Source organism: Streptomyces sp. NPDC026589 (assembly GCF_040638385.1).
In the GTDB taxonomy this organism is placed as follows: Bacteria; Actinomycetota; Actinomycetes; order Streptomycetales; family Streptomycetaceae; genus Streptomyces.
In genome coordinates, this window is record NZ_JBEZYG010000006.1 from 43,839 (window position 1) to 69,855 (window position 26,017).

At 72.8% G+C, this 26,017-nt stretch carries 18 protein-coding genes, 1 pseudogene and 1 riboswitch; of the genes and pseudogenes, 12 read left to right on the top strand and 7 right to left on the bottom strand.

Annotated features, from left to right (window positions below):
- The first annotated feature begins 14 nt into the window (after positions 1 to 14).
- From AB0F29_RS12130 to AB0F29_RS12165, 8 genes are all read left to right on the top strand, one after another.
- Positions 15 to 2,123 carry an ATP-binding protein gene (locus tag AB0F29_RS12130; protein WP_361870520.1) on the top strand — a complete coding sequence of 703 codons (2,109 nt, stop codon included), beginning with the start codon at positions 15 to 17 and terminating at the stop codon, positions 2,121 to 2,123.
- On the top strand, positions 2,120 to 4,462 hold the full coding sequence (locus AB0F29_RS12135; protein WP_361870523.1) for a benzoate transporter: 2,343 nt from the start codon (positions 2,120 to 2,122) through the stop codon (positions 4,460 to 4,462). Before AB0F29_RS12130 ends, AB0F29_RS12135 begins: the two co-directional genes overlap by 4 nt.
- 196 nt (positions 4,463 to 4,658) lie before the next feature.
- The gene (locus tag AB0F29_RS12140) at positions 4,659 to 5,360 is read left to right on the top strand and encodes an RES domain-containing protein (protein ID WP_361870526.1); all 702 of its coding nucleotides are present in this window, start codon (positions 4,659 to 4,661) and stop codon (positions 5,358 to 5,360) included.
- A 502-nt stretch (positions 5,361 to 5,862) separates the two neighbouring features.
- Positions 5,863 to 6,246 (top strand): XRE family transcriptional regulator, encoded by a 384-nt coding sequence (locus tag AB0F29_RS12145; RefSeq protein ID WP_361870529.1) that lies wholly within the window; start codon positions 5,863 to 5,865, stop codon positions 6,244 to 6,246.
- A 394-nt stretch (positions 6,247 to 6,640) separates the two neighbouring features.
- Positions 6,641 to 9,946: a hypothetical protein gene (locus AB0F29_RS12150; RefSeq protein ID WP_361870532.1), complete on the top strand. Its 3,306-nt coding sequence runs from the start codon at positions 6,641 to 6,643 to the stop codon at positions 9,944 to 9,946.
- Positions 9,943 to 10,647, top strand: coding sequence for a DUF4255 domain-containing protein (locus AB0F29_RS12155; protein WP_361870534.1), 705 nt, complete (start codon positions 9,943 to 9,945; stop codon positions 10,645 to 10,647). The genes AB0F29_RS12150 and AB0F29_RS12155 overlap by 4 nt, the downstream gene beginning before the upstream one ends.
- Positions 10,644 to 12,770 carry an ATP-binding protein gene (locus AB0F29_RS12160; RefSeq protein ID WP_361870537.1) on the top strand — a complete coding sequence of 709 codons (2,127 nt, stop codon included), beginning with the start codon at positions 10,644 to 10,646 and terminating at the stop codon, positions 12,768 to 12,770. The genes AB0F29_RS12155 and AB0F29_RS12160 overlap by 4 nt, the downstream gene beginning before the upstream one ends.
- 236 nt (positions 12,771 to 13,006) lie before the next feature.
- The gene (locus AB0F29_RS12165; RefSeq protein WP_361870540.1) at positions 13,007 to 13,876 is read left to right on the top strand and encodes a DUF389 domain-containing protein; all 870 of its coding nucleotides are present in this window, start codon (positions 13,007 to 13,009) and stop codon (positions 13,874 to 13,876) included.
- A gap of 106 nt (positions 13,877 to 13,982) precedes the next feature.
- Here AB0F29_RS12165 and AB0F29_RS12170 read toward each other — a convergent pair whose 3' ends face one another.
- Together AB0F29_RS12170 and AB0F29_RS12175 are read right to left on the bottom strand one after the other, a co-directional pair.
- Positions 13,983 to 15,500: an alpha/beta hydrolase gene (locus tag AB0F29_RS12170; protein WP_361870542.1), complete on the bottom strand. Its 1,518-nt coding sequence runs from the start codon at positions 15,498 to 15,500 to the stop codon at positions 13,983 to 13,985.
- Positions 15,501 to 15,825: 325 nt separating this feature from the next.
- A complete protein-coding gene (locus AB0F29_RS12175; protein ID WP_361870544.1) occupies positions 15,826 to 17,805 on the bottom strand; it encodes a heavy metal translocating P-type ATPase in 1,980 nt (659 codons plus the stop codon).
- A 95-nt stretch (positions 17,806 to 17,900) separates the two neighbouring features.
- On the opposite strand from AB0F29_RS12175, the gene AB0F29_RS12180 reads away from it, so the two are divergent.
- Both AB0F29_RS12180 and AB0F29_RS12185 read left to right on the top strand, forming a co-directional pair.
- Positions 17,901 to 18,290, top strand: a complete 390-nt coding sequence (locus AB0F29_RS12180; protein WP_361870547.1) for a metalloregulator ArsR/SmtB family transcription factor — start codon at positions 17,901 to 17,903, stop codon at positions 18,288 to 18,290.
- A 184-nt stretch (positions 18,291 to 18,474) separates the two neighbouring features.
- Positions 18,475 to 18,693, top strand: a complete 219-nt coding sequence (locus AB0F29_RS12185; protein ID WP_018959966.1) for a hypothetical protein — start codon at positions 18,475 to 18,477, stop codon at positions 18,691 to 18,693.
- A 103-nt stretch (positions 18,694 to 18,796) separates the two neighbouring features.
- On the opposite strand, the pseudogene AB0F29_RS12190 reads toward AB0F29_RS12185, so the two are convergent.
- From AB0F29_RS12190 to gcvT, 5 genes and pseudogenes are all read right to left on the bottom strand, one after another.
- Positions 18,797 to 19,085: pseudogene (locus AB0F29_RS12190) on the bottom strand (DNA-binding protein); the annotation flags it as partial.
- A gap of 244 nt (positions 19,086 to 19,329) precedes the next feature.
- Positions 19,330 to 20,715, bottom strand: a complete 1,386-nt coding sequence (locus AB0F29_RS12195; protein WP_361870551.1) for an L-serine ammonia-lyase — start codon at positions 20,713 to 20,715, stop codon at positions 19,330 to 19,332.
- 289 nt (positions 20,716 to 21,004) lie between these two features.
- A complete protein-coding gene (gene glyA / locus AB0F29_RS12200; protein ID WP_018959977.1) occupies positions 21,005 to 22,264 on the bottom strand; it encodes a serine hydroxymethyltransferase in 1,260 nt (419 codons plus the stop codon).
- A 19-nt stretch (positions 22,265 to 22,283) separates the two neighbouring features.
- Positions 22,284 to 22,661, bottom strand: a complete 378-nt coding sequence (gene gcvH / locus AB0F29_RS12205) for a glycine cleavage system protein GcvH (protein WP_007457159.1) — start codon at positions 22,659 to 22,661, stop codon at positions 22,284 to 22,286.
- A gap of 200 nt (positions 22,662 to 22,861) precedes the next feature.
- Positions 22,862 to 23,977 carry a glycine cleavage system aminomethyltransferase GcvT gene (gene gcvT / locus AB0F29_RS12210; protein ID WP_361870555.1) on the bottom strand — a complete coding sequence of 372 codons (1,116 nt, stop codon included), beginning with the start codon at positions 23,975 to 23,977 and terminating at the stop codon, positions 22,862 to 22,864.
- Positions 23,978 to 24,151: 174 nt separating this feature from the next.
- Positions 24,152 to 24,249, bottom strand: a riboswitch (glycine riboswitch).
- A gap of 175 nt (positions 24,250 to 24,424) precedes the next feature.
- On the opposite strand from gcvT, the gene AB0F29_RS12215 reads away from it, so the two are divergent.
- On the top strand, positions 24,425 to 25,117 hold the full coding sequence (locus AB0F29_RS12215; protein ID WP_361870558.1) for an AAA family ATPase: 693 nt from the start codon (positions 24,425 to 24,427) through the stop codon (positions 25,115 to 25,117).
- Between the two features lie 70 nt (positions 25,118 to 25,187).
- The gene (locus tag AB0F29_RS12220) at positions 25,188 to 25,958 is read left to right on the top strand and encodes an enhanced serine sensitivity protein SseB (RefSeq protein ID WP_026290898.1); all 771 of its coding nucleotides are present in this window, start codon (positions 25,188 to 25,190) and stop codon (positions 25,956 to 25,958) included.
- Positions 25,959 to 26,017 lie beyond the last annotated feature (59 nt).

A 26,017-nucleotide genomic window follows, 5' to 3' on the forward strand; every position in this document is an offset into this window, starting at 1 on the left:
GGAAGACTAGAGAGATGCGTAACACGGTGGGGGAGTTAGGGCGGAATCGGGCCGCCGAGCAGAACGGGTCGCAGCGGACCCTGCTCACGCTGGCCGTACGCGACTACGGCGACGGCGACGAGAGCTTCACCGCGGGCATCGACGAGCAACTGGACGTCGTCGCCGAGTGGTGGTCATCACCGGTCGCGTCCGACGGATTCCGCCATGTGCCCGCCCCGGCCGTCACCCGGCGCGAGCACGTCGAGGACTTCCTCCGGGAGAACCGGGTACGGGAGATGGAGGGCGAGGCGCTGGTCCTGTTCATCACGGGCCACGGCCACGCGGGCACCAGGACGCACTTCCTGCAACTGCCCGACTCCGTCAAGGGCCGCCACCTCAACACCTCGGTCCGCACCACCGACCTCATCACCGCCGCGCTCGACTCCCACGCCCGGAACGTCCTCGTCATCGTCAACACCTGTTACGCCGGGAAGATCAGCGGCGAGATCGACGATCTGGTCGAGGACATCCGCGCCGAACGCCGCAACACCTGCCGGCTCGACGTCCTCGTCACCGCCGGCCACGACCGGCCGGTCCAGGTCCGCCGGTTCTCCACCCTGCTGCGCGGCGCGCTCGAACGGCTCCGCACCACCGCGGGCATCACCACCCCCCACCTCAGCGTCGTCGAGCTGATGGCGGAGTTCGAACGCGGACTGGCCCCGGCGGAGCGCAAGAAGCACCGGCTCCACCGGGTGGTCGACGGCAGCGGCGTCCTCACCCCCACCCCCTGCATCCCCAACCCCGGATACCGCCGGGTGCGCGAACTGACCGGCGCGGACGGCCGGCACCCGGGCACGCCGGCCGGCGACCACTGGCTCGACCGGGCCACGGGGCGCACCCAGGACCAGGACCCCGGCTGGTACTTCCGGGGCCGCGAGGACATCAACCGCAGCATCGCGGCCTTCCTCAGCCCGGCCCGCACCCGCGGGGTCCTCCTCGTCACCGGCAGCGCGGGCAGCGGCAAGTCCGCCGTGCTCGCCCGCGCCGTCGTCCTCAGCGACCCCGCGTTCCGCGACGACCCCCTGTGCAAGACGGCACTCGACCTGTCCGAGCCCGACACCGTCCCCGCGCCCGGATCCATCACCGGGGCGGTCCTGGCCCGGCACCGGGGCGCGGCGGAGCTGGCCCACGACCTCCTCGAAGCCCTGGGGGAGACGCCCCGGCGGATCCGGACGACCGAGGACCCGGTCGTCGAGGCCGCTCAGCAGATCCTCGCCGCGCTCCGGGACCGTGAGGAGGCGGTCACCCTCGTCATCGACGGCCTCGACGAGGCGGACGAACGGCAGCGCATCATCGAGGACGTGCTGGCGCCGCTCGACGCGTTCTGCGCGCCGCGACTGGACCAGGTACCCGTACCGAGGCTCGACGGCGAACCGTTCGCCGACCGGGGACGCGGTCTGCGGCTGCTGATCGGCGTGCGCTCCAGCCGGCCGCTCAGCGAACCGTCCGGGGAACTGCCCGAGGAGGAACAGGGACACAACGAGGCGCTGAAGGCCGTCTTCCCGACCGCCGAGGAGCAGCGTACGGACGACGAGGGCAGCGAGAAGGACATCGCCGCGTATCTGCACGCCCTCATCTGCGAGGGCGGCGGCGGGCACCGCGATTCGGCCGAGGAGGCGGCCGCACTGGTCGCACCCGTCGTCTGGCCCTCCTTCATCGACGCGCGCATAGCGGGGGAACAGCTCCGGTCCGTCAAGGACCCCGCCGCGGTCGCCCGGCAGCCGGAGTGGCAGAGGATGCTGAACAACGGCACGGAAGGGCTCCTCAAGCGCGACCTCGTGCTGGTCGAGGCCGACGGGCTCCCCTCCGAGGTGGCCCTCGCCCTCCTGCGCGCGTCCGCCTTCGCCGGGGGAGCGGGCATCCCCTGGTCCACCATCTGGCCGCAGATGGCCCGGGTGCTGCTCGGCCGGGCCCTGCCGGACTGGGACGAGATGATCGCGAAGCTGCTCAAGAGCCGGCTCAACGGCTATCTGGCCCACGACCACGAGGACGACCGGCGGGTCTACCGGCCCGCCCACGAAACGCTGGCCGAGGCCCTGCGCGACGTCGACACGGACTGGCTGGACCGGGGAGGGGCGGCATGAGCGGACCGGCCGGTGAGAACCGGCACGCGGAGATCCACCGCCAACTGGCCGCCGCGCTCGCCGAACTCGTCCCCGACGACCCCAGCATCCCGCCCCACCCCTATCTGCGGCGGCACCTGGCCCAGCACGCCGCCCAGGGGTGCGTCCTGGACGACACCCACGTACCGCCGGCCCTGCTGCCCTGGGAGTCGAGTTCCGGGCTCGGCCGCCTGCTGGCGGGAGAGGGGGACCGGCCCGTCCAGCAGCAGTGGCTGCAGACCTGGGCCACCCTGGAGCCCTACGCCCGCGATCTCAGCCCCCTGTCCCGGCTGACCAGCCTGCACCTGGCGCACCACGCCGCGATGTCACGGCACACGTCGTCCCCCCGGCCCGGCGCCCCGGACGCGCCGTTCGACCGCTCGCCCGTCACACCGCTGTGGAGCGACTGCGCGAGCCCGGACAACGTGTGGGCCCTCAACGACGCCGACGTCGTCTCCCTGACGTCGACCGTCCCCCGCCCACGGGCACCCCACCAGGCCCTGCTGGTCACCGGGGACGACCACGGCGTCGTACGCGTCCTGAGACGCGACGGCTCCGCGTCCGCACCGCCGATCCCCCTGCACGAAGGGGCCGTCGCCCACCTGCTGACCCTGCCCGAGGGGATCGTCGCCACCGGAAGCACCGACGGCGCCGTCGCGATGCTCGACGCCACCCGCGGCCGCCCGATCCGGCCGGTCGTGCGCCGCACCGGAGCCTGGGTCACCGCGCTCACGCTCCACCGGCCCCGGGACGACCGGCCCCCGGTGCTCCTCGCCGCCTGGAGCGACGGCCACCTCGCCGCCTACGACACGACGACACTGAAGCAGGCCCGCGTCCCGCTGCCCTCGATCAGCCCCGCGCCGTCCCTCCTGCGCGGCACGACCGGGCCGGACGGCTCCGCCCTGCTGCTCGTCGCCCAGCACGACACCGTCACCGGCTTCGACGGCCGCACCACGCGGATCCTCTCCCGGCACCCCGCACCCGTCCGCACCCTGGTCGCGCCGACGGAACCCGGGCTGTACGCCGTGGGCGACGCCGACGGCACCCTCTCCGTGCACGGCGTCGACGCCGCGTCCCGTACACGATCGACCCGGGCGACGACGAGCGGCGCCGTCACCTCCCTGGCCGTCGTCACCGTCGAGGGCCGCGAAACCCTCGCCTCCGGGGGCGCCGACGGCACCGTCCGCCTCTGGCGGGCCGAGGACCTGGAACCCGTCGGCGCATCCCTCCAAGCACACTCCGAAGCGGTGACCGCCCTCACCGCCCTGCCCGAACGATCGGGAACCCGCCTCATCACCGCCGGATCCGATCACACGATCCGCAACTGGCCGCTGGCCGGAGCCGAGTTCCGGCACGGGCGGACCGGGTGGCGCCGCGTCACCGCCAGTGCGCTGTCATCGGGACCCGCGCATCTCCTCGCGGTGACCGAGGGAACCACCACGCTCGTCCGGTCCATCGGCACCGGCGAGAAGCGGTCCGTCATCGACGACGAGCCGGTCACCGCCCTCGCCTGGGCCGGCCCGCACCACCGCCCGGTGCTGGCCGCCGCCCTCAGCGACAACAGCATCGCGCTCCACACCCCAGGACCCGGCGATGGGACGCCACCGCCGCGTCTGCGCGGCCACTTCTCGCCCGCGCTCGCCCTCCTCGCACTGCCCGGCGACGGCTCCGGCCTGCTGGCCAGCGGGAGCGCCGACGGAACCGTGCGGTTGTGGGACCTCGACCGGCACCGCGCCGTGGCCGTCTTCGACGACCACCGGTTCAGCGTCCGCTGCCTGGCCGCCACCCGTACCGACGACGGCGTCCTCCTCGCGTCCGGCGGCAGCGACGGAAACCTCCGCGTCTGGGACGTCACCGCCCTCGCCCAGCGCGGTCCCACGATCCGGTGCGGTCAGAACATCGTCAACGACGTGGCCTTCGTCCGTCCGCGGGGTGGGGCCGGACTCCGGCTGGTCACCGCCGGGCAGAACGGCACGCTCAGGCTCTGGGACCCCGACGCGCCCTCCGGCCACCTCGCCGCATTCGACCCCGGGGACGGCGAACTGCACGCCGTGACCGCCTTCCGGACCCACGGCCGACGCGTGGTCCTCGCCGCTGCCGGGGCCACCGGGATCCACCTGTGGGACGCGGCCGCCGAAAGGCTGCTCCTGCAGATCGTCACGGGCCGCCCCGTCAGCACCCTCCGCACGGCTCCTCGGCCGGAAGGAGAGCCGTCCACCGTGCTCCTCGCGACCGGAGAGGCGGGAACCATGATCTTCCGTGTCCACCACGACCGTCTCCGCCCCGACCGTCCCTGGCCCGACGGGCCCCCGCCGACCTGACCGTCCCGGTGGCGACCGCGTCCGGCGCGACCGCCCCTGACACGCATGTGCGCCGTCCGCGCGCCCGAAGTGCTCCCCCGATGCGCCCGCCGACGGGGCATGACGGGCCGACATGCGCGGGGCGCGTACGCCACAATGATCAGCCGCGAGCCGGGACCCACGGGCACGCCATCGCAGATATCGCTATCGAGGACTCATGACCGCTGTCTTGGACCCAGACGCCGTTCCTCCGGTCGAGCTCGCGCTCCCCCCGGACCGGGGCGTCTGGCGGCTCGGCAAATCGGGCGATCCGCTGAAGTTCAACCGGATCGAACCCGAGACCATCGAGGGATCGTCGGCGGGCCGCTTCAGCCTCTTCACCCACGGCATGCTCTACTGCGCGTCCGAACAGGCCGGCTGTTACGCCGAGGCCCTGGCCCACTTCCGGGTACAGCCGAAGATGCGCGAACTCCTCGCCGGCGAGCCCGTCGCGGCCGGCCGGATGAAGCTCGGCCATCTCGCGTCCAGCTGGCGCGACACCCACATCCTGGTCCGGCTGAAGCTGGCGTCCGACGCCCGGTTCCTGGACGTCGACGCGGACGCCACCCGCGAGGTGCTCCGCCGGGAACTGCGGCACGAGTTCGAGGCGTGGGGCATCGAAGGACCGCTGGGCGAAGAACACATCCACGGCCGGGACCGCCGGGTCGCACGGCAGATCGCCGCCTGGACCGTGGCCCAGCGCGACGCCGCAGGACACCGGCTGGCCCAGGGCATCGCCTACCGGTCGGGATACGGCGGACGCCGCTGCTGGGCCGTCCTCAGCGGCACCGACTACGTCGAGGCCGAACGCCGCCCGATCCTCGCCGAATCCGTCGAACTGAAGGAAGTGGCCCGCGAGTACGGCCTCACCGTCCGGTGATCCGCACCCCGGTGGGGCCGACTGGCGGTGCGTCATGTCCCCCTATCCGGTGCCCCGCGCCGCGGCACGCGTCCGGACCCGTGCTCCCTCACCATGAGGTCCCGCCGGAAACCTGCAGCTCAGCGGCGTGCATGGCAACAAGGGGTGGGATTTAGCACTCTTTCAAGGTGGGGAAAGTGTGGAGTAAGTGGCAGGTGGACGGGTACCCTTTCCTCAATAGCAGAGGGGGGACGTCGTGTTGACCCGGAGTGTCGGTCACTTACGCCTGCCGAAAGCCGTGCCCGAGCGCGGAGGCGGAGCGAGCCGCGTGTCCCGGCGCCCCGGCCCCCTCCTCCGGCCCGAAGACGCGCCCGAAGCGGCCAGGGGATCCACGCGCACAGGGCGGACCCCACGCCCGAGCCCGACGAACGGCAGCGCCACGAGCCCCCTTCCCGTCATCGCGCTTCCGGCGCCCGCATCCTCGGCCGTCGCCCCACGGCGAGCGAGAGGAAACGAGGAGACCATGCAGACCATGCGAGAGACCGCCGCCGAGGCCCGCGCGCACCGGGACACGACGGAGCAGACCATCGCGGACATCGCGCGCTTCCTGCAGGACAACTTCAGCCAGCGCGTGACCGCGCACGTCGCCGGCATCGAGGACGCCAAGCAGGTCGGCAAATGGTGCAGGGCGCTCAACGCCCCGCGCTACGAAGCGGAGGTGCGTCTGCGCACCGCCTACCAGATCTTCAAGCTCATCGAGGAGGGCGAGAACCCTCACACCGCCCGCGCCTGGATGATCGGGATGAACCCCCAGTTGGAGGATGAGTCGCCCCTCCAGGTCATCGCCGACGGGCACTTCAAGGACGCGATGGCCGCGGCCCGTTCCTACCTCCAGGGCGACCTCTGACGCCCCCGCCCACCTGAGCGGCGCCGCCGCCGCCGGCCCGACGGACCTCCGTCGCCGGCGGCGCCGTCGTATGCCCCGCCCGCCCTGCACCACCGTCCGACACCCGGCCGGCACGGCCCACCCACGGGCCGACCCCGTCCACCCACGGGCCGGCTCGGCCCCCACGGGCCGGCTCGGCCCCCACCGGCCGACTGCGGCCGCGACCGGCCGGATCCGTCACTCCGTCGGCCGGATCCGGCCCCTCACCGGCCCCGGTGCCCCGGGCGCGGTGCCCCCACCGCCGCAAAGGGCAGCGATCCCTTCCCCCGTCCCGGGTACTCGCGGCCTGTCCTTCGCCCCCGCGCGCAGGCGAAGCTGGCCGGTGGAGAGTCATCGACAGACTGTGAGGTGGGCCGTGACCGGCACTGCTGGCCCGGCAAAGCATTCCCGGCTGGGCCGACTGACCGGTGCGGTGGTGCTGTTGGCACCGCTGCTGCTGGTCGGCTCGGCCGCCGCCCCGCACGCGGCCGCCGAGGCCGTCGCCGCCGTGGCGGACGCGGAACCGCTCCAGGCGGGGCGCGTCGCCTTCGCCGGCACCGAACACCGCAGCCTTGGGGTGGCCAACGACAAGGACACCACCGACCCGCTGTTCGGCGACGGCCCCACCCACTACGACCAGGACCCCTCCGCCCGGGGAGACGTCCTGGTCTTCACCAGCCTGCGTGACAGCGCCCGGCCCCAGGTGTACCTGCGCGGCGCGGACGGATCGGTGCGCAGGCTCACCACCGACCGGGACGCGGCCCACCCCGAGCTCTCCCCGGACGGCCGGACCGTCGTCTTCGACTCGGCGGAGCGCGGACCGGGCGGCACGGTCCAGCGCGACCTGTGGTCGATCGGCGTCGACGGCAAGGGCCTGCGCCGGCTCAGCAACACCCCGGAGAACGAGGAGTCCCCGACCTGGTCCCCGGACGGCAAGAAGATCGCGTACGCCTGCGACGCCCTGGACAGGTGGCACATATTCGTGCGGGACGTCGCCGGCGGCCCGCCCACCCGGATCAGCGACGCGCCGGCAGGCGACGCCACCGAGCCGTCCTGGAACCCGGTGGAGGACGACGCCCGCCGGGGCCTCGTCGCGTACACCCTCACCACGAACCCCGACCCGACCGTCGACGACGGCAGGAAACTGTGGGCCACCCGGGGCATCGGGACCGACCGGCAGCTGTTGGCCGGGGCGCAGGCCGAGTGGGGCACCCGCTCGGCCTCCTGGCTGCCCGACGGCAAGGACATCGTCTTCCTCAGCCCGTACCACACCTGCGGCTGCGACGACTTCGACCACGCCTACCGGGTGACCGCGTTCCAGGGCGACGTGCCGCCGGACCAACTGGTCAACGAGCACCGCGAGTTGGGGCCGCCCACCTGGTACGCCCCGGCCGGGACCGTCATCGTGCCCCGGATCACCCCGGAACCGGAGACCGTCAAGAATCCGGACGAGCCGAACGAGCCGGACAAGCTGCTGGCCGCCGCGCAGGTCGTGACGCTCCAGGACGTCCGCCAGGACGGCTCCGACCCCCGCGACCTGGGCCTCACCATCCTGAAGGAGGACCCGGAGGCCCGCACCAGCACGGACCACACCCCCGCGGAGGACCCTCTCTTCAAACCGGACCCCGGCTACGACCCGTGGACCGAGCGGCAGACCTACACACCTGACGGCCGGCGCATCGCCGTCACCCGTTTCGAGGACGGCGAGGCCGGGCGGATCGAACGGATCTGGATGGCCGACGCCGACGGCAGGAACGCGAAGGCGCTGGAGCTCGACGGGCGCGCCCCCACGGACTGGGACACCGACCCCACCTTCTCGCCCGACGGCACCAAGCTCGCGTTCACCCGCACCTCGCCCGGCGGTGTCGAGGGCGCGCCGGGCCGGAGCCGCATCCTCATCGCCGACGCCGCCACCGGCGCGATCCTCGACCGGATCCAGCCGCCCGAGGGCCGGCAGACGGACGACGACGCCCAGCCGACCTGGTCCTCCGACGGCGTCAACCTCGCCTTCACCCGCAGCCAGTTCATCAACGGCAACGGCGGCAACAAGCACATCTGGGTCGTGCCGGTGGCGGACCTCGACCGCCAGCGGGATCTGAGCGCCACCATCTGCCCCGGCGACTGCGAGGTCATCGACGACAGCCCCGCGTTCTCCCCGGACGGCAAGAAGGTGGCGTTCAACCGCAAGGACGGCGGCGGCCGGAACAACCAGCAGGCCGGGGTCCTCATCAAGCCGCTGCGCGGCGGCGGCTGCCGGGTCGTGCTGCCCTCCGTCCAGAAGGACAACCCCGACGGCTGCGACCTGCCGATCCCCGACACCTCCGTGACCGGCCCCCACCAGCCCCGTGACGCGGCCTGGTCCCCCGACGGCAGCAAGCTTCTGTTCACCTCGCGCCGGGATCTCCCGCTGAACTCCATGGAGCAGCTCGCCGTACTCGACATCGCCTCCGGCGACGTGGCCCCCCTCGACAACACGCACGACGGACGGCAGAAGGAGCCCGCCTTCCAGCAGTCGGTCGACCTGTCGCTGACCGCACCGCCCACCGGAGACCCGGTGGAGGTCGGCTCGTCCACCGAAGTGGCGATCACCGTCACCAACCGGGGTCCTTCGCCCTCGCCCGGCACCCTCCTCACCGTCGACGCCCCGCCCGGCGTACGGCTGGAGGAGCTGACCACCGACGCCGGGGCCTGTGCCGCCGGTACGCCCCAGTGCGACCTCGGCATCGTCCCGCCCGGGACCACCGTGACGATCACGGCCCGGCTGACCGGCGTGACCACCGGCGACCAGCGGATCGACTGGTCCGTCACCGGGGCGGTCCTCGACCCCAACCCCACGGACAACGCCGGCGGAACGATCGTCCCGGTCGAGGACGTCCCGCCGCCGACCCCGACCCCGACTCCGACCCCGACGCCCTCTCCCACTCCCACGCCCTCTCCCACGACGCCGTCCCCGACCCCGACGACGCCCACCCCCGCCCCGCCGCCGACGACCACGCCGCCCCCGCCGCCGGCCCCCGCGCCGCCGCCGCCCGCGCCCGAGGCCGGGCCCGGCGTCACCGTGCGGGCCCAGCCCAGCCCCGGCTACGTCGGCGGCAAGGTCGTGGTGACCTACACCGTGCGCAACGGCAGGAACGCGCTCGCCACCGGACTCCGGCTGAAGTTGGGACTGCCCGGACGCATCCCCGCCGGGCCGCTCCCCGCGGGCTGCACCGGCGGCACCTGCACGCTCCCCGACCTCGCGCCCGGAGCGTCCACGGTCCTCAGCGTCGTCCTGTCACCCGACAAGGCCCTCCGTACGACGATCACGGCATCGCTCACCACCACGGGCACCGACTCCAGCCTCCGCGACAACGTCTCCCGGATCCCGCTGCGCATCCTCCAGCCCCGCATCGTCTCGGTGCCCGCCGTCGGCAAGCCCGGCTTCGTCACCTCCGTACGGGGCAAGGACTTCCCGCCCGGGGCGCCCGTCACCCTCAGCTGGAAGCCCGGGATCACCGCCGCCGCGGTGCCGACCCGGCCGCTGGGCGACGGCACGTTCATCGCCCAGCTCCTCATCGTGGCCAAGGACCGGACCGGGCCGCGCACGATCACCGCGAAGGGCCCCGGCTTCAGCCCCGTGAAGACCGACTTCCTCGTGGTGCTCGGCACCATCACCCCGCCGGACGAGGTGATCCGCCGATGATCCACGAGGTCGACGAGGGGCTGCGGCTGCTGCTGGCCGAGGCCGGGCTGGAGGACAGCGGCGTCGACCTGGTCTTCGACGCCCCGACCAAGGACTGGTCCGCCCGCCGCAACGCCCCGACCATCAGCGTCTTCCTGCACGGCATCCGCGAGGACGCGGGCAGGCGGCGCAGCGGCACGGCCGAGACGCACGACGAGGAGGGCATGGTCACCGGCTGGCGGACCCCGCCCCGCTGGTTCGAGCTGACCTATCTGGTCACCGCCTGGACCAACCGCCCGCAGGACGAACACCGGCTGCTCTCCGAGGTGTTGCGCGTCCTCGTCCGCTCCGAGGTGCTGCCCGCCCGGATGCACACGGGAAGCCTCGCCGAACTCGGCCTGACCGTGGAGCTGGAGGCGGCGGGGCCGGGAGCCGGCGGACCCTCCGCCTCGGACGTCTGGTCCGCGCTCGGCGGCGAGCTGAAGGCCGCGATCGATCTCCGGGTCGTCGCACCGCTGGCCGGCGAACGCACCCCCGCCGGCCCGCCCGTCACCGAAGGACTCGTGATGAAGACCGCACCCCACCTGGACGGCGGCGACGACGGCCCCGGCCGGCGCCTGCGCTACGAGGGGGCGTCCGACCCCGGCGGGCAGGGCTTCGCCACGCCTCGCGAGCGGCGGCTGCCGCCCGGCCGGCGCAAGCGGGGGAACGCCGCGCGATGACCCTGGCACCACAACAGCTCCACGGCCACGCCCCCCTGACCGGCGTCGAGGAACTCTGGGAGCGGCTCGGCCGCGTCGAGCAGCGGGTCCGGGAGGCCGTGGCGGCTCGCCGGGCCGTCGATCCGGACCCCGACGACCCCTACCGGGGGCAGTACCTCACCCCCGAGGGCGCGGCACGGATCCTGGAGACCCGCGACGCGTTCACGCCCGTACCGGCGTACGAGAACGGAGCCCTGCCGGACGCCGCCCCGGCCGGGAGCCGGCTCGGCCGACTGGCGGACCGCTTCGGTCTCGCCCCGCTGGACGTCGAACTCCTGCTGGTCGCCGTGGCCCCGGACATCGACACCCGGTTCGAGCGGCTGTACGGCTACCTCAACGACGACCTCACCCGCCGCCGGCCCACCATCGGCCTGGCCCTGGAACTCTGCGGGCTGCCCACCGCCGGGCCCGGCCGCTTCCGGTTCACGCCGTCCGCCCCGCTCGTCGCGGGCGGGCTGCTGGAGATCACGGACGGCGAACGCCCGCTGCTCTCCCGGGCCCTGCGCGTACCGGACCGGGTCACCGCGCATCTCCTCGGCGACGACGGGACCGACGGCCGACTGTGCGGGGTCGTCCAGGAGGCCACGCCCTCCCGGGAGCCGGACGAGAGCTCCGAGGTCTCCCGGATCGCGGCGGCCCTCGGCACGGGCAGCGGCCTGGTGCACCTCCTCGACCGGGGCGGCGACCCGTGCGGCCTCGCGGTCGAGGCGCTGGCGGCGGCCGGCCGGCGCCCGCTGGTCGTCGACGTCGCGGCGCTCGCCATCGCCGCCGAACCGGCCCCGCTCGTACGGGCCCTGGTGACCGAGGCCCGCCTCGGCCGCGCAGGGGTCATCCTCGGCCCGCTCGAAACGCTCGCCCCCGAACGCCCCGAAGGGGCCCGGCTGCTCGGCTCCCTGTGTGCGGCGCTCGGCTCCACGCCCCTGATCGCGTACGGGAAGAAGAACTGGGACCCCCTGTGGACGGCGGAGAGCCCGGTGCCCGTCACCGTCCCGCCCCCCGGCCCGGACGGTGCCGGGCGCCAGTGGGCGCGCGCGCTCGCCGAAGCGGGCCGGTCGGTCGGCCTGTCCGCCGCGCACGCGTCCGCCGACGAGGCCCTCATCGAGTCCGCCGCCGCCTACCGGCTCGACTCCGGCCAACTGCGCCGGGCGGCGACCGTCGCGTCCCGGCTGGCCGTCATCGGGCAGCGGCCGGTGACCCCGGAGGACCTGCGGACGGCGGTCCGCGCCCAGAACGGCGCGGGCCTGGAACGACTCGCCCGCCGTATCGACCCCGCGGTCGGCTGGGACGACCTGGTGCTGCCCCCGGCGACCCGCACCCAGCTCGGCGAGCTCGCCCTGCGCGCCCGCCACCGCGAGACGGTCCTCGGGAAGTGGCGGATGCGGCCGGGCGGCGGCCGGGGGAGGGGCGTCATCGCCCTGTTCGCCGGGGAGTCCGGCACCGGCAAGACCATGTCCGCCGAGGTGATCGCCGCCGAACTGGGCATGGAGCTCTACGTCGTGGACCTGTCCACGGTGGTCGACAAGTACATCGGGGAGACCGAGAAGAACCTGGAGCGGATCTTCGTCGAGGCGTCCGACGTCAACGGCATCCTCCTGTTCGACGAGGCCGACGCGATCTTCGGCAAGCGGTCCCAGGTCAAGGACGCGCACGACAAGCACGCCAACGTGGAGTCCGCCTACCTCCTCCAGCGCATGGAGTCCTTCGACGGCATCGCCGTGCTCACCACCAATCTCCGGGCCAACCTCGACGAGGCGTTCACCCGCCGCATCGACGTGATCGCCGAGTTCCCGATGCCCGACGCCCGGCAGCGCCTGGCCCTGTGGGACCGCTGTCTGGGACCGGCGATCCCGCGCGACGCCGCGCTCGACCTGGACTTCTGCGCGGACCGGTTCGAGCTGGCCGGCGGCTCGATCCGGGCCTGCGCGGTGACCGCCGCCTACCTCGCGGCCGAGTCGGGGAAACCGCTGGACATGGACCAGCTCGTCACGGCGGTGCTCCAGGAGTACCGCAAGCTCGGACGGCTGGTGCTGGAGAGTGAGTTCGGGCCGTGGCTGGCGAAGGAACGGGGGCGCGGCCTGCGGTAGCGGACCCGGCCGTGACCGGCGGGACGGCCGGAGAGGTGCCGCGCTGAGCCGATCGGATGACGCCACGCGGGTGGCTACGGCCCCCGCCGAGGCCCGGCTCCGATACTGATCCGATGATCACAGGGCTGCGCGCGTGGGTGCTTCCGGAGCGTTAACGGAGGTCGCAGGCCGAACTCGCCGAGGACCTGGACCTCACGTGCGGGGACGCCCGCGCCAAGCAGTCGGCCTTCTGGACCATGCTGTTCTTCTCCGCGGTGATCGCGGCCGGCGGCGTCCTGACCGATTCCACGGCCACCGTGATCGGCGCGATGATCATCGCGCCGCTGTCCACCCCGATCATGGGCATCGCCATCGGCGCCGTACAGGGCCGACGCGGCTCGGCGGGCCGGTTCGTGCTCGCCGGGGTGCTCCTCGTGGTGGCGGTCGGCGCCGTGGGTTCGCTGGCCGTGCCGTCCCACTACGACCTGCTGTCGGACGGTCAGATCGCCGGCCGGACCTCGCCCGGCCTGCTGGACCTGGTGGCCGCCCTGGCGACCGGCTTCGCCGGGGCGCTCGCACTCTCCCGCAAGGACGTCGCCGCGGTGCTGCCCGGTGTCGCCATCGCCATCTCGCTGGTGCCGCCGCTGGTCGTCGTCGGCGTCTGCGCCGGGCAGGGCGCCTGGTGGCTCGCGCTCGGCGCACTGGTGCTCTTCGTCTCCAACCTGCTCGCCCTGGTCTTCGCCGGCATGGTGGTCTTCGCCGCACTCGACCACACCCGGGAACGCCCGGCCCGCGCATCGCGCCGTGCCTACGCGGCGCTCGGTCTGCTGTTCGCCGCGGTGGGCCTGGTCCTCGCGGCCAGCACCACGGTGACCGTGCTGCTCCACGTCTGGACCACGCGCACCTCCGCGGCCGCGACCGCCTGGCTCTCCGGTACGCCCGGCGCGCAGGTCATCGACGTACAGACACGCTCACGGACGTTGTACATCGCCGTGCGCACACCGGCCGACCTGCCACCGCTGGACCGGCTCCTCGCGGACCTCGGCGGGAAGGTGCCCGACGGGGTGCCGGTCGCGGTGGTGACGACCCAGGGCAGGCAGCTCCAGGTCGGCCGGGTCGGGGACTGACCCGCACGGCCGTACCGGCGGAGCATCCCCCGCCGGTACGGCCCTGCGGAGCATCCCCGCCGGTGCGGCCATGGGGAGTGTCCCCCGCCGACGCGGCCCGACCGGTTCAGTTCCTCCGGCTGCTCAGGTAGGCGTCGATCGCCCGTCCCGGTGCCTTCAGGCCGTACATCCCGTGGCCCACGGTGTCCACCGTGAGCAGGGACGCCCTGGGGAAGGCGTCCGCCATGCGCCGCGCGCCCGCGAGCGGGGTCGCCACGTCGTGCAGAGCGTTGACCACGAGCACCGGCGGCAGGACCCCCTTCGCCTGCTCGGACGGGCGTTTGGGCGGCGTCCAGCCCTGGCAGCCCAGCACCATGTCCAGGGCCTGGGAGTTGTAGCGGACATGCGGGGCGGCCTTCGCGACGCGTTCCAGGAGGGCCCGGTACGCGGTGTGGTCGCGGATCCGGAAGTCGTTGTCCCGGCAGAGCACGAGCCGCCAGGCGAGTTCGGGGCCCGAGTCGCCCACGTACACATCGCCCCTGCCGCTGTGCAGCGCGGCGAGTTGCTCCGTGGCCTGTGCCGGCGAGTAACGGCTGAGGGCGGAGTAGAGGAAGCTCACGAGCCGGTCGGCGCTGACCTTCCGCCGGGTGGGCCCGTTCGGGCCCGGCTCGCGGAGCGTGCCCGCGTCGGCCCGGGCGAACAGCTCCTCGGTGACGGAGATCAGCTTCCGCCCCTTCAGGACACAGGACGTGTCCTTCTCGCACACGGCCACGAGCCGCTCGAAGATGTCGTCGACGGCGACGCTGCCGTCGGTGAGGTACCGCTCGGCGCTCGGCCCGGCCGGGTCCATCGCGCTGTCGAGCGCGAGCGCCCGGAGGCGGTGGGGGAAGAGACGGGCGTAGCGCTCACCGATGGAGGTTCCATAGGAGATCCCCATGAAGCTGATCTTCCGCTCCCCGACGGCGGCGCGGATCGCGTCCATGTCGCGGGCGACGCTCTCGGTGTCCATATGGGCGGCGAGCGGGCCCGCCTGCCGCAGACAGCTCTTCGCCAGCTCACCGTTCAGGGTCCGCAGCCGTTCGAACTCCGCGGCGTCGCGTGGCCGGTGCGGGATCTTCGCGGCGATGGCCTCGTCGCAGTGGACGCCCTCGCTGCGGCCGATGCCGCGCGGGTCGAAGGAGATCACGTCGAAGCGCTTCAGCAGGTACGGCGAGAACTCCCGGTCCGCGTACATCGCGCTGTCGGCCCCGGGGTTCCCCGGCCCGCCCGGGTTGGTCAGCAGGACCCCGATCCGCTTCGCGGGATCGGCGCCCCTGTACCGGGCGACGAAGACACTCGTCCGCGGGCCCTTCGGCTTCGACCAGTCCACCGGCACCTCGATCGTCCCGCACCGCACCCGCGGACCTGGCGCGGGCATGGGGTCGTTGGGCGGGCAGGCGCCCCAGCGGATCGCCGGAGCCACGGCAGCTGCACCGGTGCCCAGGTGCCGGGCGCCGGTGGTCGCGACGGCCGCGGGCGCCACCGACACCGCGGAGACGGAAAGCGCGAGCAGGACGGAGAAGGCCCGGCCGCCCGCCCTCGGGCGGCGGCGCGGAATCCCGCCCGGCTTCCTGCGCACCTGTGTGATCGGGTTGCTCATTTCCATGGGCGACACAGTGCCCGCCCTGTGTGATGACGCCTCTATGGGCAGTTGACCGGCGCGTAACAGCGAGCCGTGTCGCACATCGGTCCGAGGCGCGTAACAGCGGGCCGTGTCGCACCCCGATCCGAGGCGCGTAAGAGTGCGCCGTGTCGCACCCCGGTCCGAGGCGCGGCACGGAACCGACGGCACCTCGGGTGGGCGGGTCGGGCAGGGCGCGTGAAGGTGGCGTGCGAGGGCGTCGACGGCTGCATGGCCGAGGCCGCCTCGGGGCGCCGCAGCAGCAGCCGCGGGAGACGGTGACGGCGGGCGGCACGGCGGTCGCGTCCGCTCAGGCGGTGTCCTCGGCGGGCCGGGGCCAGGCGGCCTCCCGCAGAAGGCGCAGGCCGTTGAGGCCGACGATGACGGTGGAGCCCTCGTGCCCGGCGACGCCGAGCGGCAGGGGAAGGGTGCCGATCAGGTCCCAGGCGACCAGGGCGGCGATGAAGGTGCCGGCGATGGCCAGGTTCTGGACGACCAGTCGGCGGGCGGCCCGGGAGAGGGCCACGACGGCGGGGACGGCGGCGAGTTCGTCGCGGACGATGACGGCGTCGGCGGTCTCCAGGGCGAGGTCGGATCCGGCCCCGCCCATCGCGATGCCGGTGTGCGCGGCGGCCAGTGCGGGCGCGTCGTTGACCCCGTCGCCGACGACCAGCACCCGCAGGCCCTCCGCCTCCCAGGCCCGCACGGCGGCGACCTTGTCCTGGGGGAGGAGCCCGGCACGGACGTCGCTGATGCCGACCTCGGCGGCCAGGCGGCGGGCGGCGCGTTCGTTGTCCCCGGTGAGCAGCACCGGGGTGCGGCCGGTCAGTTCGGTGAGCGCGGCCACGGTCGCCCTCGCGTCCGGTCGCAGCCGATCCGCGATCCCCAGCACGCCGACCGGGGCTCCGTCGCGGAGTACGAGGACCGCGGTACGACCCCCGTCCTCCAGCGATCGGACCGCCTCGTCGAGGCCGGGGCCGGGGCCGTCGGCGGCGAGGCGGGCCGGGGACCCGACCCGGACGGTGCGGCCGTCGACGGTCGCGGTGACGCCGGCCCCGGGGGAGGAGACGAAACCGGTCGCCTCGGCGAGGACGAGGCCGCGTGTCCGGGCGGCCCGGACCACGGCGCGGGCGAGGGGGTGCTCGCTCGGGTGCTCGGCGGCCCCCGCCAGCGCCAGCAGCCGGTCCTCGTCCAGGCCCGACGAGGGCAGGGGGAGGACGTCGGTGACCCGGGGAGTGCCCTCGGTCAGGGTGCCGGTCTTGTCCAGCGCCACGGCGTCGACCTGGCCCAGCCGCTCCATCACGACCGCGGACTTCGCGAGCACGCCGTGGCGGCCCGCGTTGGCGATCGCGGACAGCAGCGGCGGCATGGTCGACAGGACCACCGCGCACGGCGAGGCGACGATCATGAACGTCATCGCGCGCAGCAGCGCCGACCGGAGATCGTCGCCGAAGACCAGCGGGATGCCGAAGACGGCCAGGGTGGCGATGACCATGCCGATCGAGTACCGCTGCTCGACCTTCTCGATGAACAACTGGGTCGGCGCCTTGGTCCCGGAGGCATCCTCGACCATCTTCACGATCCGGGCGATCACGGAGTCCGCCGGATCCCGCTCGACGCGCACCCGCAGAGCACCGGTGCCGTTCACCGTGCCGGCGAACACCTCGTCGCCCGCCTGCTTGGCCACCGGCAGCGGCTCGCCGGTGATCGTGGCCTGATCGACGTCGCTCGCCCCGTCCAGGACCTGCCCGTCCGCGCCGACCCGTTCACCGGGGCGGACCAGGATGACGTCCCCCACCGCCAGCCGTTCGGCGTCCACCGTCTCCTCGACGCCGTCCGCACGGACCCGGGTCGCCGTATCGGGGGCGAGATCGAGCAGGCCGCGCACGGAATCCGCGGTGCGGGCGGTCGCGACCGCCTCCAGGGCGCCGGAGGTGGCGAAGATGACGATGAGCAGAGCCCCGTCCAGGACCTGCCCGATCGCGGCGGCGCCGAGCGCGGCGACGACCATCAGCAGGTCCACGTCCAGCGTCTTCTCCCGCAGGGCCTTGAGCCCCTCCCACCCCGGATCCCAGCCGCCGGTGACGTAACAGGCGGCGAACAACGGGCCCCACGCCCACGCCGGAGCACCCAGCAGATACACCGGGAGTGCCAGCAGGAACAGCACCAGGGAGGCCAGCGCCCACCTGGCTTCCGGCAGCGCCAGGAGACGCGTACGCCGCCTCGGCTCCACCGCGCGCGGAGCCCCAGCGATCGTCGGCTCGGGCCGTTGATCCACGACAGAAGACATGACAAATCAACCCTTCACGGGTGGACGGCGGGTAACACGCTCACCATACAGGAATACATGAACAGGTCTTCATGTGTCGCGCGTATGATGACGGTATGGGCCACGGAGCAGACGCCAGGAGCAGCGCCACCACCCGCGAACGCCTCGACGCGGTCGGCGCCGCCGATGTCGCCGCCACCCTCCAGGCCCTCGCCACACCCTCGCGGCTGCACATTCTCGCCCGCCTCCAGGAGGGCCCCTGCTCGGTGAGCGACCTCGCCGACGCCGTGGGGATGGAAGCTTCCGCCTGCTCCCATCAGCTACGCCTGCTGCGCAACCTCGGCCTGGTCACCGGCGAACGTCATGGCCGTTCGATCATCTACGCCCTCTACGACAACCACGTCGCCGAACTCCTCGACCAGGCCCTCTATCACGTCGAGCATTTGCGCCTGGGCGTCCGCGACCTCCCGGCCGAGGCCCCCGAGCCCGCCGTCGCCGTCGACTGACCCTGTCCCGGGCGATGCGTGGGTTTTCGGACAATTCCGGCCGATTTCCTGTCTCTGTCTACCGGGGTCGCCCTTCCCTCCTATGCTCTACATGTTTGTAGAGCAAACGGGTGGCGCGGCAGTCCGCGCGGCTCGGGCGTACGCGCGCGCTTCGTGGGGAGCGCGGAACGAGGAGGGGACGAGCGTGGCTTCGATCGACCTGGACAAGGTGTTGGACAAGGCATGGGCGGACAAGAGCGTGCCCGAGGTGCTGGCGGCCCCGGTGTCGGCGCTCAAGGGTGTCTCGGACCGGCAGGGTGACCTCCTCAAGGAGGCGTTCGGCATCAAGACCGTTGCAGACCTCGCGGACCTGAAGTACGTCGGCTGGGCACAGGCCCTGGCCGCGCTGGACGCGGCGAAGTAGCGCCCCTGCGGGCGAGCGGTGCCGCGGACGGACGGGGCCCGGGGCACCGCGCTCGTACGGGACCGGCTTGGGCCGACGTTCAGCGGGGTGCGGTCTCACACGGTCAGACCTCGATGACGCGGACGCTGGGGCCGCAGAGCATCAGGAGAGTCTTCGGGGTCCGAGGCCAGGACGGTCGCTGGGGCCGGCGAGGTGAGCGCCGTGGCGGCCACGATGGCGTCGAGGGCGTACGTGTGGCCGTGCAGTCCGGCCGTGGCCAGGAGCCGGCTCGCATGGCGGGCGATGGCTTCGGTGGGCGGGACGACGTTCACTCGGGAGACGGCGAAGTCGAAGTGGGCCTGGTTGACGTTGGGGTCGCGTGCTTCGACGAGGGTGACGGAGCTGGTGACGACGGTGGCTTCGTGGAGCGAGACCGATACGGGTCGGACGGGTCCTTCGCCGGGTGCCTGGGAGGTAGCCATGGATCAGGCCTTAACAAGACTCTTGTTATTGAGGGGGGTGACGGGTTCGATCTGCTTGCCCGAGAGTCGTCCAGCGCTGTCCCAGGGGTTTCGGGGGCTGTCCGCCGCGTGAACAGGAAGGCCCCGAGAGCGCCGAAAGGTACGAACGCGCTGCTCGAGGCCCGCTCCTGAGCGCCTAGCACTCGATGATGTTCACCGCGAGCCCGCCCCGGGCCGTCTCCTTGTACTTGACGCTCATGTCGGCCCCGGTCTCCTTCATCGTCTTGATGACCTTGTCGAGGGAGACCTTGTGGCTGCCGTCGCCCCGCAGCGCCATCCGCGCCGCGGTGACCGCCTTCACCGCCGCCATGCCGTTGCGCTCGATGCAGGGGATCTGGACGAGGCCGCCGACCGGGTCGCAGGTCAGGCCCAGGTTGTGCTCCATGCCGATCTCGGCGGCGTTCTCCACCTGCTCGGGAGAGCCGCCGAGGACCTCGGCCAGGGCTCCGGCCGCCATCGAGCAGGCCGAGCCGACCTCGCCCTGGCAGCCGACCTCGGCGCCGGAGATCGAGGCGTTCTCCTTGAACAGCATGCCGATCGCACCGGCCGCGAGGAGGAAGCGCACGACGCTGTCCTCCTTCTCCGTCTCGGTGCAGCCGCCGGCCGCGAAGTTCATGTAGTAGTGCAGAACGGCGGGGATGATGCCCGCCGCGCCGTTGGTGGGGGCGGTGACCACGCGGCCGCCCGCCGCGTTCTCCTCGTTGACCGCCATCGCGTACAGAGTGATCCACTCCATCGCGTGGGCCTGCGGGTCGCCCTCGGCGCGCAGCTGGCGGGCCGAGTTCGCGGCGCGGCGGCGGACCTTGAGGCCGCCGGGGAGGATGCCCTCGCGGGACATGCCGCGCGAGACGCAGGCCTGCATGACGCGCCAGATGTCCAGCAGCCCGGAGCGGATCTCCGCCTCGGTGCGCCAGGCCAGCTCGTTCTCCAGCATCATCGAGGAGATCGAGAGACCGGTCTCCCCGGAGAGCCGCAGCAACTCGTCGCCGGTGCGGAAGGGGTGCCGCAGGGCGGTGTCGTCCGGGACGATCGGGTTCTCGCCGGCCACCGCGTCCTCGTCGACGACGAAGCCGCCGCCGACCGAGTAGTACGTCTTCTCCAGGACAGGGGCGCCCTCGGAGTCGTACGCGAAGATCGTCATGCCGTTGGCGTGGTACGGGAGCGCCTTGCGGCGGTGCAGGACCAGGTCGGCGTCGAAGGCGAACGGGATCTCGTGCATGCCGAGCAGGTTGATCCGGCCGGTGGAGCGGATCTCCTCCACCCGGGCGTCGGCGCTCTCCACGTCCACGGTCTGGGGCGACTCGCCCTCCAGGCCGAGCAGGACCGCCTTGGGCGTGCCGTGCCCGTGGCCGGTCGCGCCGAGGGAACCGTACAGCTCGGCCCGTATCGAGGCGGTGTGCGCGAGAAGGCCCTCGTTCTTGAGGCGGCGCGCGAACATCCGGGCGGCGCGCATCGGGCCCACCGTGTGGGAGCTGGACGGGCCGATGCCGACCGAGAAGAGGTCGAAGACCGAGATGGCCACGGGAGTACTCCTTGGGGTTGGAAGACGCCGTTGTCTGCCTGGGTGGTGCGGGAACGGGCCGGGTGGTGAGTGGTGCGGAACGGGCCGGGGTGGGGCCCGCGGTCAAGCGGTCGAGCAGGTCGAGCAGGTCGAACGGTTCAAGCGGGTCAAGCGGGTCAAGCGGGTCGAGCAGGTCAAGCGGTGCAAGCGGGGCAAAAGGTGGAGCGAGGGACACAGGTCGGGGCACCGCGCTCACTCTCCTCAGTGTGCGCGGTGCCCCGTCCGAACGTGCGGAACCGCAGGCCAGGTGTTACTTGAGGCCGGGGTACAGCGGGAACTTCTCGGCCAGCGCGACCACGCGGGCCTTGAGGTCGTCCGCGTCGTAGGACGGCTTGAGGGCGGCGGCGATGATCTCCGCGACCTCCGTGAAGTCCTCGACGCCGAAGCCGCGGGTGGCCAGCGCCGGGGTGCCGATCCGCAGGCCCGAGGTGACCATCGGGGGGCGCGGGTCGTTCGGGATGGCGTTCCGGTTGACCGTGATGCCCAGCTCGTGGAGCCGGTCCTCGGCCTGCTGGCCGTCCAGCTCCGAGTTGCGCAGGTCGACCAGGACCAGGTGCACGTCGGTGCCGCCGGAGAGGACGGATACGCCCACCTCGGTGACGTCCGGCTGGACCAGGCGCTCGGCCAGGATGCGCGCGCCGTCCAGGGTGCGCTGCTGGCGCTCCTTGAACTCCTCGCCCGCCGCGATCTTGAACGAGACCGCCTTGGCCGCGATCACGTGCTCCAGCGGGCCGCCCTGCTGACCCGGGAAGACCGCGGAGTTGATCTTCTTGGCGAGCTCCTGGGTGGAGAGGATCACGCCGCCGCGCGGACCGCCGAGGGTCTTGTGCGTGGTGGTGGTCACGACATGGGCGTGCGGCACCGGGTTGGGGTGCAGACCGGCCGCGACCAGGCCCGCGAAGTGCGCCATGTCGACCATCAGGTACGCGCCGACCTCGTCCGCGATGCGGCGGAAGGCGGCGAAGTCCAGCTGGCGCGGGTAGGCGGACCAGCCGGCCACGATCAGCTTCGGCTGGGACTCCTTGGCGAGGCGCTCGACCTCCTCCATGTCCACGATGCCGCTCTCGTCGACGTGGTACGGGACCACGTTGTAGAGCTTGCCGGAGAAGTTGATCTTCATGCCGTGGGTCAGGTGACCGCCGTGGGCCAGGTTCAGGCCCATGATCGTGTCGCCCGGCTTCAGCAGCGCGAACATCGCGGCGGCGTTCGCCTGGGCGCCGGAGTGCGGCTGCACGTTCGCTGCCTCGGCGCCGAACAGGGCCTTGATCCGGTCGATCGCGATCTGCTCGACGACGTCGACGTGCTCACAGCCGCCGTAGTAGCGGCGGCCCGGGTAGCCCTCGGCGTACTTGTTGGTGAGGACGGAGCCCTGTGCCTCCATGACGGCGACCGGAGCGAAGTTCTCCGAGGCGATCATTTCGAGGGTGGACTGCTGACGGTGGAGCTCGGCGTCGACGGCGGCGGCGACGTCCGGGTCCAGCTCGTGGAGGGAGGAGTTCAGAAGCGACATCAGGGGGTCCCTTAAGGTCTCAGTTGCCGGAGAACGCGGTGTACTCGTCGGCGGAGAGCAGGTCGGCCGGCTCCTCCGCGACGCGCACCTTGAACAGCCAGCCGCCCTCGAAGGGAGCGGAGTTCACCAGCGAGGGGTCGTCCACGACGTCCTGGTTGGCCGCCGTCACCTCACCGGTCACCGGCGAGTACAGATCGCTGACGGACTTGGTCGACTCCAGTTCGCCGCAGGTCTCGCCCGCGGTCACCGTGTCGCCGACCTCCGGGAGCTGGGCGAAGACGACGTCACCGAGCGCGTTGGCCGCGTACTCCGTGATGCCGATGGTGGCCACGCCGTCCTCGAGGGCCGACAGCCACTCGTGCTCCTTGCTGTACCGCAGCTGCTGGGGGTTGCTCATGACCTGAATTCTCCTGTACGCGGGGGAGTGCTGACGAACGGTGGTCTTACGGTGTGAGACGGAGGTACGTCACTTCTGTGACGTCCGCATCTGTGGCGTGTGCTCTGTGGCGTGTGCTCTGTGACGTCTGCGCGCGCGTCGCTTCGGTGACGCCTGCGCGGGGTCGGGAAGGTCCGGTTACCGCCGGTCCTTCCGGAAGATCACTTCTGGCGCTTGTAGAACGGCAGCGCGACGACCTCGTACGGCTCGTGCGTGCCCCGGATGTCCACGCCCACGCCCTCGGTGCCCGGGGCGGCGAAGGCCGCGTCCACGTAGGCCATGGCGATCGGCTTGCCCAGCGTCGGGGACGGGGCTCCGGAGGTGACCTCGCCGATCACCTTGCCGTCGGCCACGACCGGGAAACCGGCGCGCGGGACCCGGCGGCCCTCGGCGATCAGGCCCACCAGCTTGCGCGGCGGGGCGGTCTCGGCGCGCTCGGCGGCGGCGGTCAGGGCCTCGCGCCCGACGAAGTCGCCCTCCTTCTCGAACTTCACGACTCGGCCCAGGCCCGCGTCGAACGGGGTGAGCGCGGTCGTCAGCTCGTGCCCGTACAGCGGCATGCCCGCCTCCAGGCGCAGCGTGTCCCGGCAGGAGAGCCCGCAGGGGATCAGGCCGTGCGGGGAGCCGGCCTCGGTCAGCGCCCGCCACAGCTGCTCGGCGTGCTCGGGCGCGACGAAGAGTTCAAAGCCGTCCTCGCCGGTGTAACCGGTACGGGCGATGAGCGCCGGAACCCCGGCGACCGTGCCCGGCAGGCCCGCGTAGTACTTCAGCCCGTCCAGGTCGGCGTCGGTGACGGCCTTCATGATGGCGGGCGACTCGGGTCCCTGGACCGCGAGCAGCGCGTACGCGTCCCGGTCGTCGCGCACCTCGGCGTCGAAGCCCCCGACGCGGGAGGCCAGCGCGTCCAGCACGATCTGCGCGTTGCCCGCGTTGGCGACCACCATGTATTCCGTCTCGCCCAGGCGGTAGACGATCAGGTCGTCCACGATCCCGCCGTCCTCCTGGACGATCATCGTGTAGCGGGCCCGGCCGTTGCCGACGGTGGCGATGTTGCCCACCAGCGCGTAGCTCAGGAAGGCGGCGGCCTCGGGCCCGGTGACGGTGATCTCGCCCATGTGCGACAGGTCGAAGAGACCGGCCCGGGTGCGTACGGCGTTGTGCTCGTCGCGCTCACTGGCGTACCGCAGGGGCATGTCCCAGCCCGCGAAGTCGGTCATGGTGGCGCCGAGCGAGCGGTGCAGTGCGTCGAGGGCGGTGAGACGGGGGGCAGTGCTCATGGATACGGCTCCAGGGCATGACGACGTCAGGACGAATCCTCCCCATCTGTCATCGGAACCTGAGAGGTTCGCCGATAGCCCCCGACGGGGTATGCCCCTGGAGGGCGCCCCGGATCAGGGGGCTCGGCTTGCACCTTGGGTGGAGCCGCGGAACGGCTCGCTTTTCAGATCTGCCTCATCCACGCGGTACGGGGCCTGAGAGATTCAAGGGAGGATCTTGCTCCTTCGGCGCCCGGCTCACACTGTGGCCGGAACTCTCCCGCGCGGATTCGAACGGCCGGTATGCAGTTGGCGGGGTCATCATCGCATGCATGGCGGGAGAGTGGGGGGTCCGGCCCCCGAGAAGGTGAAGACGGCGACGACAGGCCCTGGGCCGCTTGTGCCGCATTGCCTTTTCTTTACACTTCAGGGGCAGGCGTGGGGGACACGACGGCAGGGGGATGGGCGATGACGTTGCAGCGGTCGGCACCGACCGCGGGGGTCGCGCACGGCGCGATGCCCGCACAGCCCGGCGCTCCCGCGCGGGAGCTGCTGACGGAGGGCGCGCCGGTGGTACGCGACCTGCGCGGGCGCACCGCCTGCGGCCGGTACAGCCTCGACCTCACCGCCGGTGACGTCGTCGTGGTCTCCGGGCTCCCCGGCAGCGGGAAGTCGACCCTCATCCGGCGGGCCGCGCAGGGCCGCGCCATCGACTCCCAGAACACCCGCGACAGCTGGGCCGCCGCCCTGCCCCGCTTACTGCCCTACGCCCTCTACCGCCCCCTGGTCCGTGCCGCGCACTACCTCGGCCTCTGGAAGGCCCTGCGCTCCGGTGAATCCGTCGTCGTGCACGACTGCGGCACCCAGACGTGGGTACGCCGCTGGCTCGCCCGGCACGCCGTGAGCCGGGGCCGCACCCTCCATCTGATCCTGCTCGACGTGACGCCCGAGGTGGCGCGGCAGGGGCAGCGCGAGCGGGGGCGCGGCGTCTCCGGCTATGCCTTCGCCCGCCACCGGCACGCGGTCGCCCGGCTGCTCCGCGATACCGAGCAGGGGCTGCTGCCCGCCGGCTGCACCTCCGCGGTGCTGCTGGACCGCGAGGCCGCGGGAGCGCTCGACCGGATCTCCTTCACGGCCGCCGAGGCCTCCACCGCCCGCTGACCGTTAAGGTGCTGGCCGGAGCAGTGGCCGCCGGGCGCGGCCGAGGCGGTGGAGAGAGGGCACAGAGGCAGTGGACATTCCGGCACCCGCACCGGCACACCCCCAGCAGGGGTGGCCCGCCAACGAGCTCGAAGAGGTGCTGACGGCCTCGCTCGGCGTCCCCGACGCGGGCGGCCGCCTGGTCGAAGTGCTCGGCCGCAGCTCCGTCTGGGTGCCGCTGCCGAATGGCGGCACCCCCGCCAGCGCGGACCTCGACCTGCCGATGATGGAGATCGACGGCGCGGCCTTCGTCCCCGTCTTCAGCTCCGAGGCCCAGTTCCTCAGCTGCGTCGGCGGCCACATGTCCTTCACCGTCGCCCCCGCCCGCGACTTCGCCCGGGGCCTGCCCCCCCAGGTCGGCATCGCCGTGAATCCGGGCGGCGCGGTCGGCATACCGCTTCCGCCGCCCGCCGTCGCCGAGCTCTGCCGGGCCGGCCGCACCGCCCTGGACGGGCCCGCCACCGGCGGCCGGGTCCGGCTGTTCGAGCCGGACTGGCAGCACGACCCGGTCGACTTCCTCACCGCGGTCTCCGAGGAGTTCGAGGCCTCCGGAGTGGTGAGCACCGCACGCCGGGCACTGGCCAGCATCGAGGGCGGCGACCCGGTCCTCTTCGTCGGCGTCGAGTTCGCCACCTGGGACGGCGCGGGGCAGAGCGCGCCCATGGACGCCATCGGCCGCGCGCTCGGCCGGGTCCAGGTGCCCTGGCCGGTCAACCTGGTCCTGCTGGATGTGGCGGAGGACCTCGTCGGCGACTGGATGCGGGAGAAGGTGCGCCCCTTCTACCGGCGCGAGGGCCACTGACCCACCGGTACGACGCCCACGGGCGACCACGGTAGGCGGCCGGGCGACGGCGCCGCCGG

What these genes read in the sequence shown, in the direction of transcription:
- AB0F29_RS12130 (WP_361870520.1), top strand. Translation starts at nt 15, where the DNA reads ATGCGTAACACGGTGGGGGAGTTAGGGCGGAATCGGGCCGCCGAGCAG.
- AB0F29_RS12135 (WP_361870523.1), top strand. Translation starts at nt 2,120, where the DNA reads ATGAGCGGACCGGCCGGTGAGAACCGGCACGCGGAGATCCACCGCCAA.
- AB0F29_RS12140 (WP_361870526.1), top strand. Translation starts at nt 4,659, where the DNA reads ATGACCGCTGTCTTGGACCCAGACGCCGTTCCTCCGGTCGAGCTCGCG.
- AB0F29_RS12145 (WP_361870529.1), top strand. Translation starts at nt 5,863, where the DNA reads ATGCAGACCATGCGAGAGACCGCCGCCGAGGCCCGCGCGCACCGGGAC.
- AB0F29_RS12155 (WP_361870534.1), top strand. Translation starts at nt 9,943, where the DNA reads ATGATCCACGAGGTCGACGAGGGGCTGCGGCTGCTGCTGGCCGAGGCC.
- AB0F29_RS12160 (WP_361870537.1), top strand. Translation starts at nt 10,644, where the DNA reads ATGACCCTGGCACCACAACAGCTCCACGGCCACGCCCCCCTGACCGGC.
- AB0F29_RS12165 (WP_361870540.1), top strand. Translation starts at nt 13,007, where the DNA reads ATGCTGTTCTTCTCCGCGGTGATCGCGGCCGGCGGCGTCCTGACCGAT.
- AB0F29_RS12170 (WP_361870542.1), bottom strand. Translation starts at nt 15,500, where the DNA reads ATGGAAATGAGCAACCCGATCACACAGGTGCGCAGGAAGCCGGGCGGG.
- AB0F29_RS12175 (WP_361870544.1), bottom strand. Translation starts at nt 17,805, where the DNA reads ATGTCTTCTGTCGTGGATCAACGGCCCGAGCCGACGATCGCTGGGGCT.
- AB0F29_RS12180 (WP_361870547.1), top strand. Translation starts at nt 17,901, where the DNA reads ATGGGCCACGGAGCAGACGCCAGGAGCAGCGCCACCACCCGCGAACGC.
- glyA (WP_018959977.1), bottom strand. Translation starts at nt 22,264, where the DNA reads ATGTCGCTTCTGAACTCCTCCCTCCACGAGCTGGACCCGGACGTCGCC.
- gcvH (WP_007457159.1), bottom strand. Translation starts at nt 22,661, where the DNA reads ATGAGCAACCCCCAGCAGCTGCGGTACAGCAAGGAGCACGAGTGGCTG.
- gcvT (WP_361870555.1), bottom strand. Translation starts at nt 23,977, where the DNA reads ATGAGCACTGCCCCCCGTCTCACCGCCCTCGACGCACTGCACCGCTCG.
- AB0F29_RS12215 (WP_361870558.1), top strand. Translation starts at nt 24,425, where the DNA reads ATGACGTTGCAGCGGTCGGCACCGACCGCGGGGGTCGCGCACGGCGCG.